This window comes from Pseudomonas sp. lyk4-TYG-107, assembly GCF_030209055.1.
In the GTDB taxonomy this organism is placed as follows: domain Bacteria; phylum Pseudomonadota; class Gammaproteobacteria; order Pseudomonadales; family Pseudomonadaceae; genus Aquipseudomonas; species Aquipseudomonas putida_A.
On sequence record NZ_JARVST010000006.1, the window covers coordinates 196,100 to 209,977 of the forward strand.

13 protein-coding genes are annotated in these 13,878 nt (G+C 59.5%); 7 read left to right on the top strand and 6 right to left on the bottom strand.

Annotation, left to right across the window (positions count from 1 at the left end):
• Positions 1-78 precede the first annotated feature (78 nt).
• From QRN61_RS06625 to QRN61_RS06635, 3 genes are read left to right on the top strand one after another with little or no spacing between them, the layout of a single operon-like run.
• Positions 79-702: an FMN-binding negative transcriptional regulator gene (locus tag QRN61_RS06625; RefSeq protein WP_027610354.1), complete on the top strand. Its 624-nt coding sequence runs from the start codon at positions 79-81 to the stop codon at positions 700-702.
• Positions 703-712: 10 nt separating this feature from the next.
• Positions 713-1,159: a GNAT family N-acetyltransferase gene (locus QRN61_RS06630; RefSeq protein WP_027610353.1), complete on the top strand. Its 447-nt coding sequence runs from the start codon at positions 713-715 to the stop codon at positions 1,157-1,159.
• A gap of 12 nt (positions 1,160-1,171) precedes the next feature.
• Complete coding sequence (locus QRN61_RS06635; RefSeq protein WP_285373448.1) at positions 1,172-1,843, top strand: GNAT family N-acetyltransferase; 672 nt, start codon at positions 1,172-1,174, stop codon at positions 1,841-1,843.
• 100 nt (positions 1,844-1,943) lie between these two features.
• Here QRN61_RS06635 and QRN61_RS06640 read toward each other — a convergent pair whose 3' ends face one another.
• Entirely contained in the window at positions 1,944-2,843 is a 900-nt protein-coding gene (locus QRN61_RS06640) for a homocysteine S-methyltransferase family protein (RefSeq protein ID WP_027610351.1), read from the bottom strand.
• Positions 2,844-2,954: 111 nt separating this feature from the next.
• Here QRN61_RS06640 and QRN61_RS06645 point away from each other — a divergent pair, with 111 nt between their 5' ends.
• Together QRN61_RS06645 and QRN61_RS06650 are read left to right on the top strand one after the other, a co-directional pair.
• A complete protein-coding gene (locus tag QRN61_RS06645; protein WP_027610350.1) occupies positions 2,955-3,776 on the top strand; it encodes an ABC transporter substrate-binding protein in 822 nt (273 codons plus the stop codon).
• A complete protein-coding gene (locus tag QRN61_RS06650; RefSeq protein WP_095137758.1) occupies positions 3,773-4,609 on the top strand; it encodes an amino acid ABC transporter permease in 837 nt (278 codons plus the stop codon). The genes QRN61_RS06645 and QRN61_RS06650 overlap by 4 nt, the downstream gene beginning before the upstream one ends.
• 31 nt (positions 4,610-4,640) lie before the next feature.
• Here the strand turns inward: QRN61_RS06650 and QRN61_RS06655 are convergent, their stop codons facing one another.
• Together QRN61_RS06655 and QRN61_RS06660 are read right to left on the bottom strand one after the other, a co-directional pair.
• Positions 4,641-4,919 carry a helix-turn-helix domain-containing protein gene (locus QRN61_RS06655; RefSeq protein WP_027610348.1) on the bottom strand — a complete coding sequence of 93 codons (279 nt, stop codon included), beginning with the start codon at positions 4,917-4,919 and terminating at the stop codon, positions 4,641-4,643.
• Positions 4,916-6,268, bottom strand: a complete 1,353-nt coding sequence (locus QRN61_RS06660) for a HipA domain-containing protein (RefSeq protein WP_285373449.1) — start codon at positions 6,266-6,268, stop codon at positions 4,916-4,918. The genes QRN61_RS06655 and QRN61_RS06660 overlap by 4 nt, the downstream gene beginning before the upstream one ends.
• Positions 6,269-6,777: 509 nt before the next feature.
• Here QRN61_RS06660 and QRN61_RS06665 point away from each other — a divergent pair.
• Positions 6,778-8,973 carry an autotransporter outer membrane beta-barrel domain-containing protein gene (locus QRN61_RS06665; RefSeq protein WP_285373450.1) on the top strand — a complete coding sequence of 732 codons (2,196 nt, stop codon included), beginning with the start codon at positions 6,778-6,780 and terminating at the stop codon, positions 8,971-8,973.
• Between the two features lie 131 nt (positions 8,974-9,104).
• Here QRN61_RS06665 and oadA read toward each other — a convergent pair whose 3' ends face one another.
• Together oadA and QRN61_RS06675 are read right to left on the bottom strand one after the other, a co-directional pair.
• Positions 9,105-10,913, bottom strand: a complete 1,809-nt coding sequence (gene oadA / locus QRN61_RS06670) for a sodium-extruding oxaloacetate decarboxylase subunit alpha (protein WP_007962245.1) — start codon at positions 10,911-10,913, stop codon at positions 9,105-9,107.
• An 11-nt stretch (positions 10,914-10,924) separates the two neighbouring features.
• Positions 10,925-12,340, bottom strand: a complete 1,416-nt coding sequence (locus QRN61_RS06675) for an acetyl-CoA carboxylase biotin carboxylase subunit (protein ID WP_027610345.1) — start codon at positions 12,338-12,340, stop codon at positions 10,925-10,927.
• A 190-nt stretch (positions 12,341-12,530) separates the two neighbouring features.
• Here QRN61_RS06675 and QRN61_RS06680 point away from each other — a divergent pair, with 190 nt between their 5' ends.
• Positions 12,531-13,493 (top strand): LysR family transcriptional regulator, encoded by a 963-nt coding sequence (locus QRN61_RS06680; RefSeq protein WP_097089426.1) that lies wholly within the window; start codon positions 12,531-12,533, stop codon positions 13,491-13,493.
• On the opposite strand, the gene QRN61_RS06685 is transcribed toward QRN61_RS06680, so the two are convergent.
• Positions 13,435-13,647: a PA3496 family putative envelope integrity protein gene (locus QRN61_RS06685; RefSeq protein ID WP_095137820.1), complete on the bottom strand. Its 213-nt coding sequence runs from the start codon at positions 13,645-13,647 to the stop codon at positions 13,435-13,437. The genes QRN61_RS06680 and QRN61_RS06685 overlap by 59 nt on opposite strands.
• Positions 13,648-13,878: the final 231 nt, after the last annotated feature.

The window sequence follows — 13,878 nt, forward strand, 5'->3', positions numbered from 1 at the left end:
GAAATTGGTCATCAATGGCTCTTACAACAGACCAATAGCCTGCCTAGGATGCAGGCATTCGCCAAGGAAAATCTATCCATGTACACGCCCCGCGCCTTTGCCATCGACGAACTGTCGCAACTGCACGAACTGATCCTCGCCACTCGCCTCGCGATTCTGGTGAGCCACGGTGAAAACGGCCTGCAAGCCAGCCACGTGCCAGTGCTGCTGCACCGCGAACAGGGTCCGAACGGCACGCTGTACGGGCACCTGGCCAAAGCCAATCCGCAATGGAAAGACCTGCGCGACGGCGCTGAAGCGATGCTGATTTTTGCCGGCCCCGACGCCTACGTCAGCCCGGGGTTTTACCCGAGCAAGGCCGAGCACGGCAAAGTCGTGCCGACCTGGAACTACGTCGCCGTGCACGCCTACGGCCACGCCGAAACCTTCAGCGACGGCGGGCGCCTGCTCGACATCGTCAGCACGCTGACTGATCGCCATGAAGCCGGTCGCGCACAACCGTGGAAGGTCGACGATGCGCCGGCCGACTACATCGACGGCATGCTCAAGGCCATCGTCGGTTTCGCCATTCCCATCGACCGCCTCGAAGGCAAGCGCAAGCTCAGCCAGAACCGCAGCGCCGAAGACATTGCCGGCGTGCGCGAAGGCCTGGCTGCCAGCCCCGACATCGCCGACCGAACCCTCGCCCACTTGATGCGTTAAGGAAATCAGCATGAGTCAGATCCAGATCCGCCCGGTGACCGCCGGTGATCACGCCGCCTGGTTGCCGCTGTGGCAGGCCTACCTGCGCTTCTACAATACCGAGTTGCCGGACGCCGTCACGCACAGCACCTGGCAGCGTTTCCTCGACGCGAGTGAGCCAACCCACGCCGCCCTCGCCTGGGCTGACGGCAAAGCAGTGGGCATGGTGCATTTCATTTATCACCGCTCCAATTGGAGCATCGAAAACTCCTGCTACTTGCAGGATCTGTTGGTGGCACCGGAGACTCGTGGCACCGGCGTCGGTCGCTTGCTGATCGAACACGTCTACGCCACTGCCAAGGCCGACGGTTGCTGCAAAGTGCATTGGCTGACCCACGAAACCAATGCCACCGCGATTCAGCTCTACGAGCGCATCGCCGAGCGCCCGGGATTCATCCAGTTTCGCAAAGCCATTTAAGGAGCCGCGTACATGACCACTGCACTTGCCGACTGGAAAGGCGTCCCCGCCCCCACCGCCACCTTGCTCGAAGGCCGGTTCATCCGCCTGGAACGCCTCGACCCGGCGCGCCACGGCGACGAGTTGTTCAACGCGCTCGAAGGCCCCGGCGCCGACCCGAAGCTGTGGGATTACTTGCCCTATGGGCCGTTCCCGCAACGCAGCGTTTTCAATGACTGGCTGAACAACCATGCGGCCAGCAGCGATCCGTATTTCTTCAGCGTGATCGACCGCGTCACGGGCCAGGTGCAAGGCATTCTGAGCCTGATGTCGATCGTCCCGGCGCAGGGGCGCATCGAGATCGGCCACGTCACCTTCGGTGCGCCAATGCAACGTTCACCGAAGAGTACCGAAGCGGTTTACCTGTTGGCCAAATACGCCTTCGAACAGGGCTATCGTCGCCTGGAGTGGAAGTGCAACAACGGCAACGCCCGCTCCAAATACGCCGCCGAACGCCTGGGCTTCAGCTTCGAAGGCGTGTTCCGCCAGCACATGGTGGTCAAGGGCCAGAACCGCGATACCGCGTGGTATTCGATTGTGGATTCGGAGTGGCCGGCGATTGCGACAGGGTTCGAGCAGTGGTTGAGCGATGCCAACCAGACGCCGACCGGGCAGGTGAAAGGTTTGGTCGAGTGCCGTTCCTGAGTCTGTAAATGTAAAAGATCGCAGCCTGCGGCAACTCCTACAGGGTGAACGTCAATCCCATGTAGGAGCTGCCGCAGGATGCGATCTTTTGATTTGTTGTTTACCCCAACTTTTGCGCCAGCACCGCGATGTGTTCCGGGCCGATCCCGCAGCAACCGCCCAGGTGACTGGCACCACGCTGCTGCCAATCCTTCGCCCAGTGCAGATACCCTGGCGGATCCAGATCGTCGCGCAGCGGGTCGAGACCGTCGTTAGCGGTCGCCTCTTTCGGTTGCGGTGGAAACGCATTGGCATACGCGCCGATATGAATCTGCACACCCAGGCGTTCGAAGGTATCGCGCGCCGCATCAATCGCCGCACCGATCACTTCCGGCTGGCTGCAGTTGAACAGCAGCGTCTCGACGCCCAATTCCGCCGCCACCGCCGCTGCTTCGGCCACCGGTTCGCCGGAACGCAGACGCGGCACCTCATCGGTGTCTTCATCCTTCAAAGTAAACGACAGCCAAAACGGTTTGCCGTCCTGCGGCAGACCGGCGCGAATGGAACGCGCCTCGATGATCGAGCTCTGGGTTTCCGCGAGCCACAGGTCGACATGTGGCGCCAGGCCGGTCACCAGTGGCGTCAGCAATTCGTTCACCCGCGCCGCTTCGAACAGATCCGGGCGATAGGAGCCGAACAGCGGCGGCAACGAACCGGCCACTCGCACCGCTTTGCCCGAGGCCTGCACCGCACGCTGCGCCAGCTCTCCGGCCAACGCCGCCAGTGCCTGACCTTCAGCGGCAAACCGCGCCTCGCCGATGTGAAACGGCACGACCGCATAGCTGTTGCTGGTGATCACATTGGCGCCGCTGGCGATGTAGGCGGCGTGCACCGCTTCGACAGCTTGCGGTGCTTCGATCAGGGCCAGCGCCGACCACTCGGGCTGCCGAAACGGCGCCCCGGCGCGTTGCAACTCACGGCCCATGCCGCCATCGAGAATTACCGTGCTTGCTGTGCCCATATGCTTTTCGCTCATATGCTTATGAAAATTACTCACTACCAGAGTGGTTCTTATAACTATTTAATACGCACCATTCGGTTAATAACAACCCCTTTTTTTCAGGTGTCGACTGTGAAACTTCAACCGCTACTGGCCCTGGGCCTGACGATTCTGGCCGCGTCCACTCAAGCCTTCGGCGGCGCCACACTCGATCGCGTCGAACAGAAAAAACAACTGGTCGGCGTGCTGATGGAAAGCTACCCACCCTTCTCGTTTCTCAATGAGCAGAATCAGCTCGACGGCTTCGACGTGGACGTCGCCAAAGCCGTTGCGGACAAGCTGGGGGTCAAGCTGCGCCTCGAAACACCATCCTGGGACGTGATCGCTGCCGGCCGCTGGAGCGGGCGCTATGACATCTGCATCTGCTCCATGACCCCGAGCAAGGCGCGCGCCGAAGTGTTCGATTTCCCGGTCGAGTACTACGCCTCGCCCGCCGTGATCGTGGTCAACGCCAAGGACGATCGCATCCACGGCGCCAAAGACTTGAGCGGCAAGAAAGTCGGCCTGACCAGCGCCTCCAGCTACGAAAGCTATCTGAACAAGAATCTGGTCATCGAAGGCGCCGAAGACACGCGTCTGGAGTACCCGTTCGAGGATGTGCAGATCGCTCCGTACGATACCGACAACGTTGCCTTCCAGGACCTGGGCCTGGGCGCCGGTGTGCGCCTGGACGCCATCCTCACCAACCTGGTGACCGCGCAGCCGCGCCTGAATCAGGACCAGCGCTTCAAACTGGCCGGCGCGCCGCTGTACTCGGAGCCGAACTCGGTGGCCATCGAAAAGGGTGATGCCGAGTGGGACGCCAAAGTGCGCGAGGTGTTTGCGCAACTCAAGCAGGACGGCACGCTGAGCAAGCTGTCGCAGAAATGGATCGGCGCCGATATCAGCCAATGACTGCCTTCCCGACACCTCCACAGCCGCCGCAACCGGTGGCTGAATCGCGCCTGCAACGGCTGCTTGGTTTCCGCACGCGCCTGTACCTGACCTGGGCGGCGATGTTCAGCCTGTTTGCCGGTTTTTTCCTCAGCTTCGACCTGAAGCTCTCGATCATCCTCGACAAGCTGCCGAATCTGCTCGGCGTGCACCTGGCGCCCAACGGCTTTCTGCAGGGCGCGGCACTGACCCTGTTTCTCTGCGCCTGCGCGATCGTCGCCTCGTCCTTGCTGGGCTTCGTCACCGCTCTGGCGCGCCTGTCGAAAAGCGCCGTGGCATTCGGGATCGCCAGTTTCTACACCTCGTTCTTTCGCGGCACGCCGCTGCTGATCCAGATCCTGCTGATCTACCTCGGCCTGCCGCAACTGGGTGTGGTGCCCGGCGCGGTGGTGGCGGGGATCATTGCCCTGTCACTTAACTACGGCGCCTACCTCAGCGAAATTTTCCGCGCCGGTATCCTCGGCGTGCCCTACGGCCAACGCGAAGCTTCGCTGGCGCTGGGCATGCGCGAGAGCGTGATCTTCTGGCGCATCACCCTGCCCCAGGCGATGCGCACGATCATCCCGCCGACCACCAACCAGTTCATCTCGATGCTCAAGGACTCGTCACTGATCTCGGTGATGGGCGTCTGGGAAGTGATGTTTCTGGCGCAGTCTTACGGACGCTCGAGCTACCGCTACATCGAGATGCTGACCACGGCGGCGATCATTTACTGGCTGATGTCGATCGGTCTGGAGCTGATCCAGGCGCGCATGGAGCGGTATTACGGCAAGGCTTATGTGCGGCGTAGCTAGGTTAATCAGCACCTTGCGCCAGCGTCGGTTTTTAATTGATCTCTCGTCGGATCCGCACCACGCCCATTTTCAGTCCAAACGGACGAAACACCGCATTCAACGATTTCAATGTCTGATTGCCCTCGCCATGCTCGATATGCACCAGCGTGCGAACCGATATTTTGCACATCCTGGCAAACTGGGTTTGATGCAGACCGGTCACTTCCACGCGTAGACGACGAACCGCTTCACCGATCTCCAGTGTCCCTTGGGCCAGCGCCTCTTGAATGTTTTCGATGAGCACCGTGCGCTCGGCTACTGTCATGCTCATTTCAGATCCCACTCTTTCAAGCGTTGCTCCAGATTTTTCAGATGGATTCCCGGGTGGTTCATCGTTCTGTCGGGCAAACCACTCGCCGTCAATATGTCGGGGAGCGCCGCCAGACGCTGGGCATCTTCACGCAAGCGTTCGAAAGGATCTGATGCGTCGGTCAAACCTGCCAAAGGGTCTTTAGGATCGGTGATATCAGCCAATGCGCGGCACACTCCCCGCCAATCGACCTCTCCCGCCCTCTCCAGATCTTTTGGCCATTTGGTTGTACGGGTCACACCCTCGTCATCCATGACCATCGGGGCCAAGTCATAGATCGGCGCCAGACGAAACGAACTTTCCTGGCGAATTATCGCGGTGTTACGACCATGGTTATCCGAGTTACCGAGGATCTTGTTGATCAGGTCCCGACGTAAGTAATCCGTCACCAGTGCGGGAATCTGACTGGCCTGTCCTGCTTTTCGCCAGAGCCCGGCGAGCATGCGGATGACATCCATATGGTTCATTGCACTTCCCGGCGCCGTTACTTGAGCCAGTGAATAAATCGACTCGACAGCAAAACGACTGACTTCACCGTTCGTTACTTCTCGATCAAAGCGCTGCATCCACAAGCTCGGCTTACTCGCCTCTTCTAGTGCCAAACCTTCTACCGCGATCGTTTCAATGCCGAGTTTCTGAAGCGCCTTGTAGTAATGGAACTCGCTGCGCAGGATATCTTGATCGACCAGACTTCCTTTGTTTCTGGCAAATTTTATAAACCAATGCTGCCTGACCTCTTCATCGCCCAATACCGCATCGGGGTACAAAAGGCCGGCCTTGTTTTCAGTCAACAATAGCTTCGGTGCTTCACCGCCTGCCCCTGTAGCACCACCAATTGCCGCACCTTGCTCATAGGCATATTCCAGAAAGCGACTGTCGCGGTGAACAACATCCTCACGCTTGAATCCGATGGGCTCACGCTCATCGACAGCCTCGGCCGACTCTTTTATGCGCATATTGCCAATGGGAGCTGGAGTGCTCTGGCCGAGCAGATACAGATCGGTACCGATATGCGCCGGTTTCTCCTGCCCCAGACGCGCAAGCAGAAATCTTTTTGCCGCTCCTGCGGGGGCAATGTCATAGACAAATGCGGGCGTACTGGAGCGTCGCCCTTCCCAATCCAATGGATACAACGCACTGACGGCCTTGGAAAACGGAGAGCCTGTGGCTTCAATATTTTCGACAAGGTATGGCGTCTCGTAGCCGAAGCTGCAGCGACTTTCGAACCCCTTTTCAGGATTGTCGAACCTGAGAATCATTGCGTCGTGCCATTTTCCAGCACTGAATATCTGTAATGTCAGGTCGTACATGTCTCGACACCTGCATTTAATTGCATTCAAACAGAGGATTTATTGTTCGCAGATGCAATATAGTGCATTTCGACGGATGATGGGGCGTTGCAATCTGCAACAAAATGCAGATACGACTGAGCTTAAGATCATCTGAACGCAAAATAATGCAGGTCATCCTCCGACTTCATTCTGTAAGAACCCCTCGATTTACGGACCGCCCGCTAGTAACAAAAGGCCCTCCATCCATGCCTTTCTCGCCCTGCAGCGGCGAGATTGGAAGCAACCGTCGCAACCACGGGTTGATCGGCACTGGCAAATGAATTTCTGATCATTACAAGCGGCTAATGGCAATTCAATTTGTAGGAAAAGACAACGCGACGGCACGACGTAATCCGCCAATTTTTGTCGAGCCGCTCTTTTCCGAAGATCAAACAGACGCAGCCCGCAGCACCGAGCGATCCGGCTGACATCGGCGCCTGCCGGCTCCAACTTAGAGTTTGGCCTCCTTCCACGAGAGGCTGAACTCGATGCCCGTTCAATTCCACTTTCGACCAAAACACCTGACACTGGCCATTACTCTGGCCATGGGATGTGCCGATCTGTCCATGGCTCAGGACGCACCGCCCGACACTCAAGGCATCTCTCGCGCATCCCCTGAAGCATTCAAATCAGCGATCAACGCTTTCACCAATCATCCGGAAACCGTCCAACTGAAGGTCAGCAAAGCCTATCCGGCACAGGAGGGTGTGGCGCTGGCGCTTGATGAGCGCAATGACCTTGTCACCGTGCAATCTCGGGGCAGCTTCGCCGGCCTGGTCGACGGTGGCGGGGGCGACAACCTGCTGCAACTCGACGCGAACAGGAAAGGCGTGCTGGGTGAAACCCGTAACTTCAGTGGGCTGGAGGTCAGGCGCGGGAGCTGGACCCGCAGCGGACCGGGTGATTTCAGCCTCGGTGTACTGGTTCATCCAAAGGCATTGCTGGTCAATGAAGGGCAAATTCTGGGTACGGCAGTGACCGAGGGCATCTTGATCAACAAAGGGGCGATCAATGGCGGCGCCACTGTCGCGTCTGGCGGCGACCTGACCAACCAGGGCCTGATTGACGGCATGGTGGAGGTTCAGGAAAACGGCCATATAGCCGGGAATGGTGCGGTTAATCATTTGAACGTATACGGACGCATGACCGTCGACGATGTCTACGGCGCACCCAAGGTCGCGGGAGATCTGCGCCTGGCCCGTTCTGCCGTGCTGGCCTATGCCGTGGATGCCTCCGGCAACAGTCCCACCGTGATCGTCAAGGGAACCGCTCATTTGGGTGACGCCACCCTGAAACTCGTCACCGCCGGCGACTACCCGCAAAGCAGTCAGCACACCGTTCTGGAAGCGGGAAAGATTGAGGGACAGTTCGGCACCGTTGAAAACGATCTGGCATACATGACCCCGACGCTGCACTACGAAACACAACGAGTGGGCTTGCTCTATGCCCGTAACGATGTGCCGCTCGAAAACCTTGCGACCACGCAGAATAGTCAGGCGCTCGCGCAAAGCATTGACGAGACACCCTCCACCCCTCAGCAACCTCAGCAACCTCAGCAACCTCAGCAACCTCAGCAACCTCAGCAACCTCAAGAACCTGCGGTATCTCGCCAACCAAGCACAGCCATGGGCGCGGCCACACCTCAAAATACTGCCGTCACGGCCCTGCTCGGCGCCAGCAAGCCAACGGCCAGCGTGGCTCTCGAACAACTCGCCGCCGGCAGCAACGCCAACCTCGCCAAAGCCACACTGAGCAGCGTCAATCCGCTCAGCGCCAGCATGCTTTCGGCCATGCATCAACTGGACAGCGCCAATGGAGCGCGGAGCTCAGGGAATGCACCACGTCTGGCTGCTTCCGACGAAGGCAATGGACGGGTCTGGCTGCAAGCTCTGGGACATGGCGGCAAGGTCGACCGGGACGCCGACAGTGTCCTGAAGCATTCCACTCAAGGTCTGATCATGGGGGCCGACTGGCGAATCGACGAGCAATGGCATGTCGGCCTGATGGGGGCGAAAGCGCAAACCCGGCTCGATGCCCAACAGTTTGACGGCGATCTCGACAGCTGGCACCTCGGCGCCTACGCGCTGCGTCAGGACGGCCCGTTCGCCCTGCGCCTGGGGGCCGCTTACGGCAGTCATGACGGCAGTGGCAAACGTCGCGTTGCCTTCAATGGTTTCAGTGATCGCCTCAAGAGCAGCTATGACGCCAGCACCCAGCAGGTGTTTGCCGAAGTCGGCTACAACCTGGGACGTGGCAACGTCAGCTTCGAACCGTTCGCCAGTGTCGGTTATCAACGCTATCAGCGTGATGGTTACACCGAGAAAGGTGGCGATGCGGCGCTCAAGGTTCAGGGGCAGACCCGGGCGAACCCGAGCAGCACCGTCGGCCTGCGCCTGGCGAAAACCAGTCACCTGGCCAACGGCATGCAGTTGACGCCACGTCTCAGCGCCAGCGTGAAACATACCTACGGCGAGCTCGATAACGAAACGCGCCAGCAACTGGTCAAGGGTGGCAGAAGCTTTGAAGTCGCCGGGGCCGAGATGGATCGCAACAGCTTCACGCTGGACGCCGGTCTGGATCTGACCCTGTCCGCCCGTAACACTCTGGGCGTTGGGCTCACTGGCGAGGCCGGTAGCGACAGCCGCAGTTACGGCATGATGGGCCAGTGGCGCATGGCGTTCTGACACAAAGCGACGTGTAGCTGCCGCAGGCTCGGGCCTGCGGCAGCCCCTACAAAGAACAGCATATTGCAGGCGAAAAAAAAGGGGAGCACATGCCCCCCCGAGGTTTAAAACGTTGAATCGCGGCAGTTATCTCAGCCTTCGATCTCGATCAGGATTTCGCCAGGATTCACCCGGTCGCCCTTGGCCACATGGATGGCGGTGACCTTGCCGGCAATCGCTGCCTGAACTTCGGTTTCCATCTTCATCGCTTCGGTGATCAGCACCGCCTGACCGGCCTTGACGGTGTCGCCTTCCTTGACCAGCACATCGACGATGTTGCCCGGCATGGTGGTGCTGACGTGGCCCGGTGCCGATGCTTGTTTGCGTTTGCTGCTGCCACCGCCGACAAATTCGTTGAGCGGTTCGAACACCACTTCTTCCGGCATGCCATCGATGGACAGGTAGAAGTGACGCTTGCCTTCGGCCTTCACGCCGACACCGGTGATGTCGACGCGGTAGGTTTCGCCGTGGACGTCGATGACAAACTCGGTCGGTACGCCTTCGCCACCGGCCTTCGCCACACCGCCGGCCTCAGGGATCGGCAGCAGCACTTCCGGAACCAGGGTGCCGGCGGCACGCTCTTCGAGGAATTTGCGGCCGATGTCCGGGAACATGGCGAAAGTCAGCACGTCTTCTTCAGACTTGGCCAGTGCGCCAATGTCGGCACGCAGCTTGGTCATCTCCGGCTTGAGCAGATCGGCAGGACGTACGTCGATCACCTCTTCGCTGCCGATGGCCTGACGACGCAGTTTTTCGTTAACCACGCCCGGCGCCTTGCCGTAACCGCCCTGCAGGTACAGCTTCACTTCGTTGGTGATGGTCTTGTAGCGCTCGCCGGCCAGCACGTTGAAGAACGCCTGGGTGCCGACGATCTGCGAAGTCGGGGTCACCAGTGGCGGGAAACCGAGGTCTTCACGCACCCGCGGGATTTCCGCCAGCACTTCGGCCATGCGGTTCAGTGCGCCCTGCTCTTTCAGCTGGTTGGCGAGGTTGGAGATCATCCCGCCGGGTACCTGGTTGACTTGCACACGGGTATCGACGGCGGTGAACTCGCTTTCGAACTGGTGGTACTTCTTGCGCACGGCGTAGAAGTACAGACCGATTTCCTGCAGCAGCTCCAGGTTCAGACCGGTGTCGTACTCGGTGCCTTTGAGCGCAGCAACCATCGACTCGGTGCCCGGATGACTGGTGCCCGAGGCGAAGCTGGAGATCGCGGTATCAATGTGATCGGCACCGTTTTCGATGGCTTTCAATTGGCACATCGCCGCCAGACCAGCCGTGTCATGCGAGTGGATGAACACTGGCAGCGATTGCTCGGCTTTCAGTGCGCGAACCAGTTCGCCGGTGGCGTACGGTGTCAGCAGACCGGCCATGTCCTTGATCGCCACCGAGTCGCAACCCATGGCTTCCATCTGCTTGGCTTGCGCCACAAACGCGTCGATGGTGTGCACCGGGCTGGTGGTATAGGCGATGGTGCCCTGAGCGTGTTTGCCGGCAGCCTTCACCGCTTCGATCGCTACGCGCAGGTTACGCACGTCGTTCATTGCGTCGAAGATGCGGAACACATCAATGCCGTTGACCGCTGCCTTGGCAACGAAAGCTTTGACCACGTCGTCGCTGTAGTGGCGGTAGCCCAGCAGGTTCTGCCCGCGCAGAAGCATTTGCAGACGGGTGTTGGGCAGCGCGGCGCGCAGTTGGCGCAGACGCTCCCACGGGTCTTCTTTCAGAAAGCGCACGCAGGCGTCGAACGTCGCACCGCCCCAGCACTCCAGCGACCAGTAGCCGACCTTATCGAGCTTGTCGCAGATCGGCAGCATGTCTTCAGTGCGCATGCGGGTGGCGAGCAGCGATTGGTGAGCGTCGCGCAGGATGGTGTCGGTTACGAAAATTTTCTTGGACATTGTTGTATTCCTCACAGGCCTGCGTGGGCGGCGATGGCGGCGGCGATGGCCAGGGCCAGCTCTTCGGGTTTGCGCTTGATCGAGTAGTTTGTCAGTTCAGGGTGGCTTTCCACGAAGCTGGTATTGAACTGGCCGCTACGGAATTCCGGGTTGCGCAGGATTTCCTGGTAGTACGCGGCGGTGGTCTTCACGCCTTGCAGACGCATGTCGTCGAGGGCGCGCAGGCCCCGGTCCATCGCCTCTTCCCAGGTCAACGCCCAGACCACCAGTTTCAGGCACATCGAGTCGTAGAACGGCGGAATGGTGTAGCCGGTGTAGATCGCCGTGTCGGTACGCACGCCGGGGCCGCCGGGGGCGTAGTAGCGGGTGATCTTGCCGAAGCTCGGCAGGAAGTTGTTCTTCGGATCCTCAGCGTTGATGCGGAACTGCAACGCGAAACCACGATGCTGAATGTCTTCCTGCTTCACCGACAGCGGCAGGCCGGAGGCGATGCGGATCTGTTCGCGGACGATATCGATCCCGGTGATTTCTTCGGTGATGGTGTGTTCCACCTGCACCCGGGTGTTCATCTCCATGAAGTACACCTCGCCCTCGGCGAGCAGGAACTCCACGGTGCCGGCATTCTCGTAGCCCACAGCCTTGGCCGCACGCACCGACAGGTCGCCGATGTAGGCGCGCTGTTCCGGGGTCAGTTGCGGGCTCGGGGCGATTTCGATGAGCTTCTGGTTGCGGCGCTGGATCGAGCAGTCACGCTCGAACAAGTGCACGACGTTGCCGAAGCTGTCGCCGAGGATCTGCGCCTCGATGTGTTTCGGGTTAACGATGCATTTTTCCAGGAACACTTCTGCCGAACCGAAGGCCTTGGTCGCTTCGGAGATCACCCGAGGGAAGTTCTGTTCGAGTTCTTCGCGGCTGTTGCAGCGACGGATACCGCGACCGCCACCACCGGAGGTGGCCTTGAGCATCACCGGGTAACCGATGCGGTCGCCCTCGGTCAGGGCTTCTTCGATACCCGACACGTTGCCTTCGGTGCCCGGGGTGACCGGCACACCGGCCTTGATCATGCTGCGCCGGGCTTCGGTCTTGTCGCCCATGCGGCGAATGACTTCTGCCGACGGGCCGATGAATTTGATCCCGCGTTCGGCGCAGATGTCTGCCAACTCGGCATTTTCCGAGAGGAAGCCGTAACCGGGGTGCAATGCATCGCAACCGGTTTCCACCGCCAGATTCACCAGCTTGCGCGGGTTGAGGTAACCGGCCAGTGGCTCGGCACCGATGCTGTGGGCTTCGTCCGCACGCTTCACATGCAAGGCATGGCGGTCGGCGTCGGAAAAAATCGCTACCGAGCGAATGCCCATCTCGGCGCAGGCCCGCACGATTCGTACGGCAATCTCACCACGGTTGGCGATCAGGATCTTTTTTATCACTTGGAAATTCCCTTGAGCCGGTGGCACCACGACCTGCTAGACCCAGGTCGACGCGTGACTAAATGTTTCAATTTAGTCGCAGCCCCACACTAGCCCTCACAAGGGATTAACAAAAATGAATAAAAATTGGGTCAGGCATAAGCAAAGACTTATAGTTAAACCATCAGCCTGCCGTCAGAGCCCATAAAAAATGCGTAAGTCCTTGATGCGTATGACATTACGCCAATTGCAGATTTTCAACGAAGTGTGTGATTTACGTTCCTACAGCCGCGCAGCCGATGAAATGTCTCTGACACAACCGGCCGTCAGCCTACAGATTCGTCAGCTGGAAGAGCTGATCGGGCAACCATTATTCGATTATGTCGGCAAAAAACTCTACATGACCGAGGCCGCCGAAGCCCTGCAGCGTGCCAGCCGGGACATCTTCGGGCGCCTGGAAAACCTCGACATGCAGCTGTCGGACATGCAGGGCTCGCTGCAGGGGCAACTGAAACTGGCGGTGGAATCCAGCGCTAAATACTTCGTGCCGCATCTGTTCGCCGCGTTCAAGCGCCAGCATCCGGAAGTGAATCTGCAACTGACGGTGGTTAACCGTGGCCAAGTGATCCGCCGCCTCTCCGACAACCGCGATGATCTGGTGATCATGTCGATGGTGCCACAGGACATGGGCCTGGAGTTCCTGCCGTTTCTCAATAATCCGATTGTCGCTGTCGCGCGTCCGGACCATCCGTTGGCACACATGGGGCCGCTGCGCCTGCAGGATCTTGAGCCTTACACACTGCTGATCCGCGAACCCGGTTCGGGTACGCGGCTGGCCTGTGAAGAGTATTTCAAGGAGAAACGCGTGCACTTCACCCAGACTCAGGAAGTGGCCTCGGCTGAAGCCCAGCGCGAATGCGTAGTGGCGGGTCTGGGCCTGGCGCTGTTGACGCGCCACGCCCTGAACCTGGAGCTGGCGACCGGCGGCCTGGTCGAGCTGCCGGTCGAAGAGTTGCCGCTGTTTCGCAGCTGGTGCCTGGTGCAAGCCAAGGCCAAACGCCTGTCACCGGTGGCGCACGCCTTCCTGGCGTTTATCCGCAGCGAACGGGTGCAGATCAGCGCGCTGGTTGAACGCTTCGACGGGAAGCTGCGGGCGCTGCCTGCCAGTGATTAAGTTCGAGTTCCTCGGGAAAACCACCGATTTCAGCCTGAAGCTGACGGAGTTCGAAGCGATCTTCGATCGCGCGACGGAATTCCATGCGGCGCTGGTCTTCCTGCTGACGACGGGTTTTCGCGGCGCTGTTGCGTTCTTCGTAGGGCTGAGCCATTTCGAGTCTCCCAAGGCGAGTACGGGAGTTTCACGATAGGCGGGAGGGATGACGGTTTGGCTGCGCGGGGATGACAGTGCGATGAAAGTTTTGAAAAGTGCGGTGCTATTGAGGACGCCTTCGCGAGCAGGCTCGCTCCCACAGTGGATCTTCTGTGAGCACAAATTTTGTGTCACACCGAGATCAAATGTGGGAGCGAGCCTGCTCGCGATTAAGGTCGGAACGACCTTA

What these genes read in the sequence shown, in the direction of transcription:
- QRN61_RS06625 (WP_027610354.1), top strand. Translation starts at nt 79, where the DNA reads ATGTACACGCCCCGCGCCTTTGCCATCGACGAACTGTCGCAACTGCAC.
- QRN61_RS06630 (WP_027610353.1), top strand. Translation starts at nt 713, where the DNA reads ATGAGTCAGATCCAGATCCGCCCGGTGACCGCCGGTGATCACGCCGCC.
- QRN61_RS06635 (WP_285373448.1), top strand. Translation starts at nt 1,172, where the DNA reads ATGACCACTGCACTTGCCGACTGGAAAGGCGTCCCCGCCCCCACCGCC.
- QRN61_RS06640 (WP_027610351.1), bottom strand. Translation starts at nt 2,843, where the DNA reads ATGGGCACAGCAAGCACGGTAATTCTCGATGGCGGCATGGGCCGTGAG.
- QRN61_RS06650 (WP_095137758.1), top strand. Translation starts at nt 3,773, where the DNA reads ATGACTGCCTTCCCGACACCTCCACAGCCGCCGCAACCGGTGGCTGAA.
- QRN61_RS06655 (WP_027610348.1), bottom strand. Translation starts at nt 4,919, where the DNA reads ATGAGCATGACAGTAGCCGAGCGCACGGTGCTCATCGAAAACATTCAA.
- QRN61_RS06660 (WP_285373449.1), bottom strand. Translation starts at nt 6,268, where the DNA reads ATGTACGACCTGACATTACAGATATTCAGTGCTGGAAAATGGCACGAC.
- QRN61_RS06665 (WP_285373450.1), top strand. Translation starts at nt 6,778, where the DNA reads ATGCCCGTTCAATTCCACTTTCGACCAAAACACCTGACACTGGCCATT.
- oadA (WP_007962245.1), bottom strand. Translation starts at nt 10,913, where the DNA reads ATGTCCAAGAAAATTTTCGTAACCGACACCATCCTGCGCGACGCTCAC.
- QRN61_RS06680 (WP_097089426.1), top strand. Translation starts at nt 12,531, where the DNA reads ATGCGTAAGTCCTTGATGCGTATGACATTACGCCAATTGCAGATTTTC.
- QRN61_RS06685 (WP_095137820.1), bottom strand. Translation starts at nt 13,647, where the DNA reads ATGGCTCAGCCCTACGAAGAACGCAACAGCGCCGCGAAAACCCGTCGT.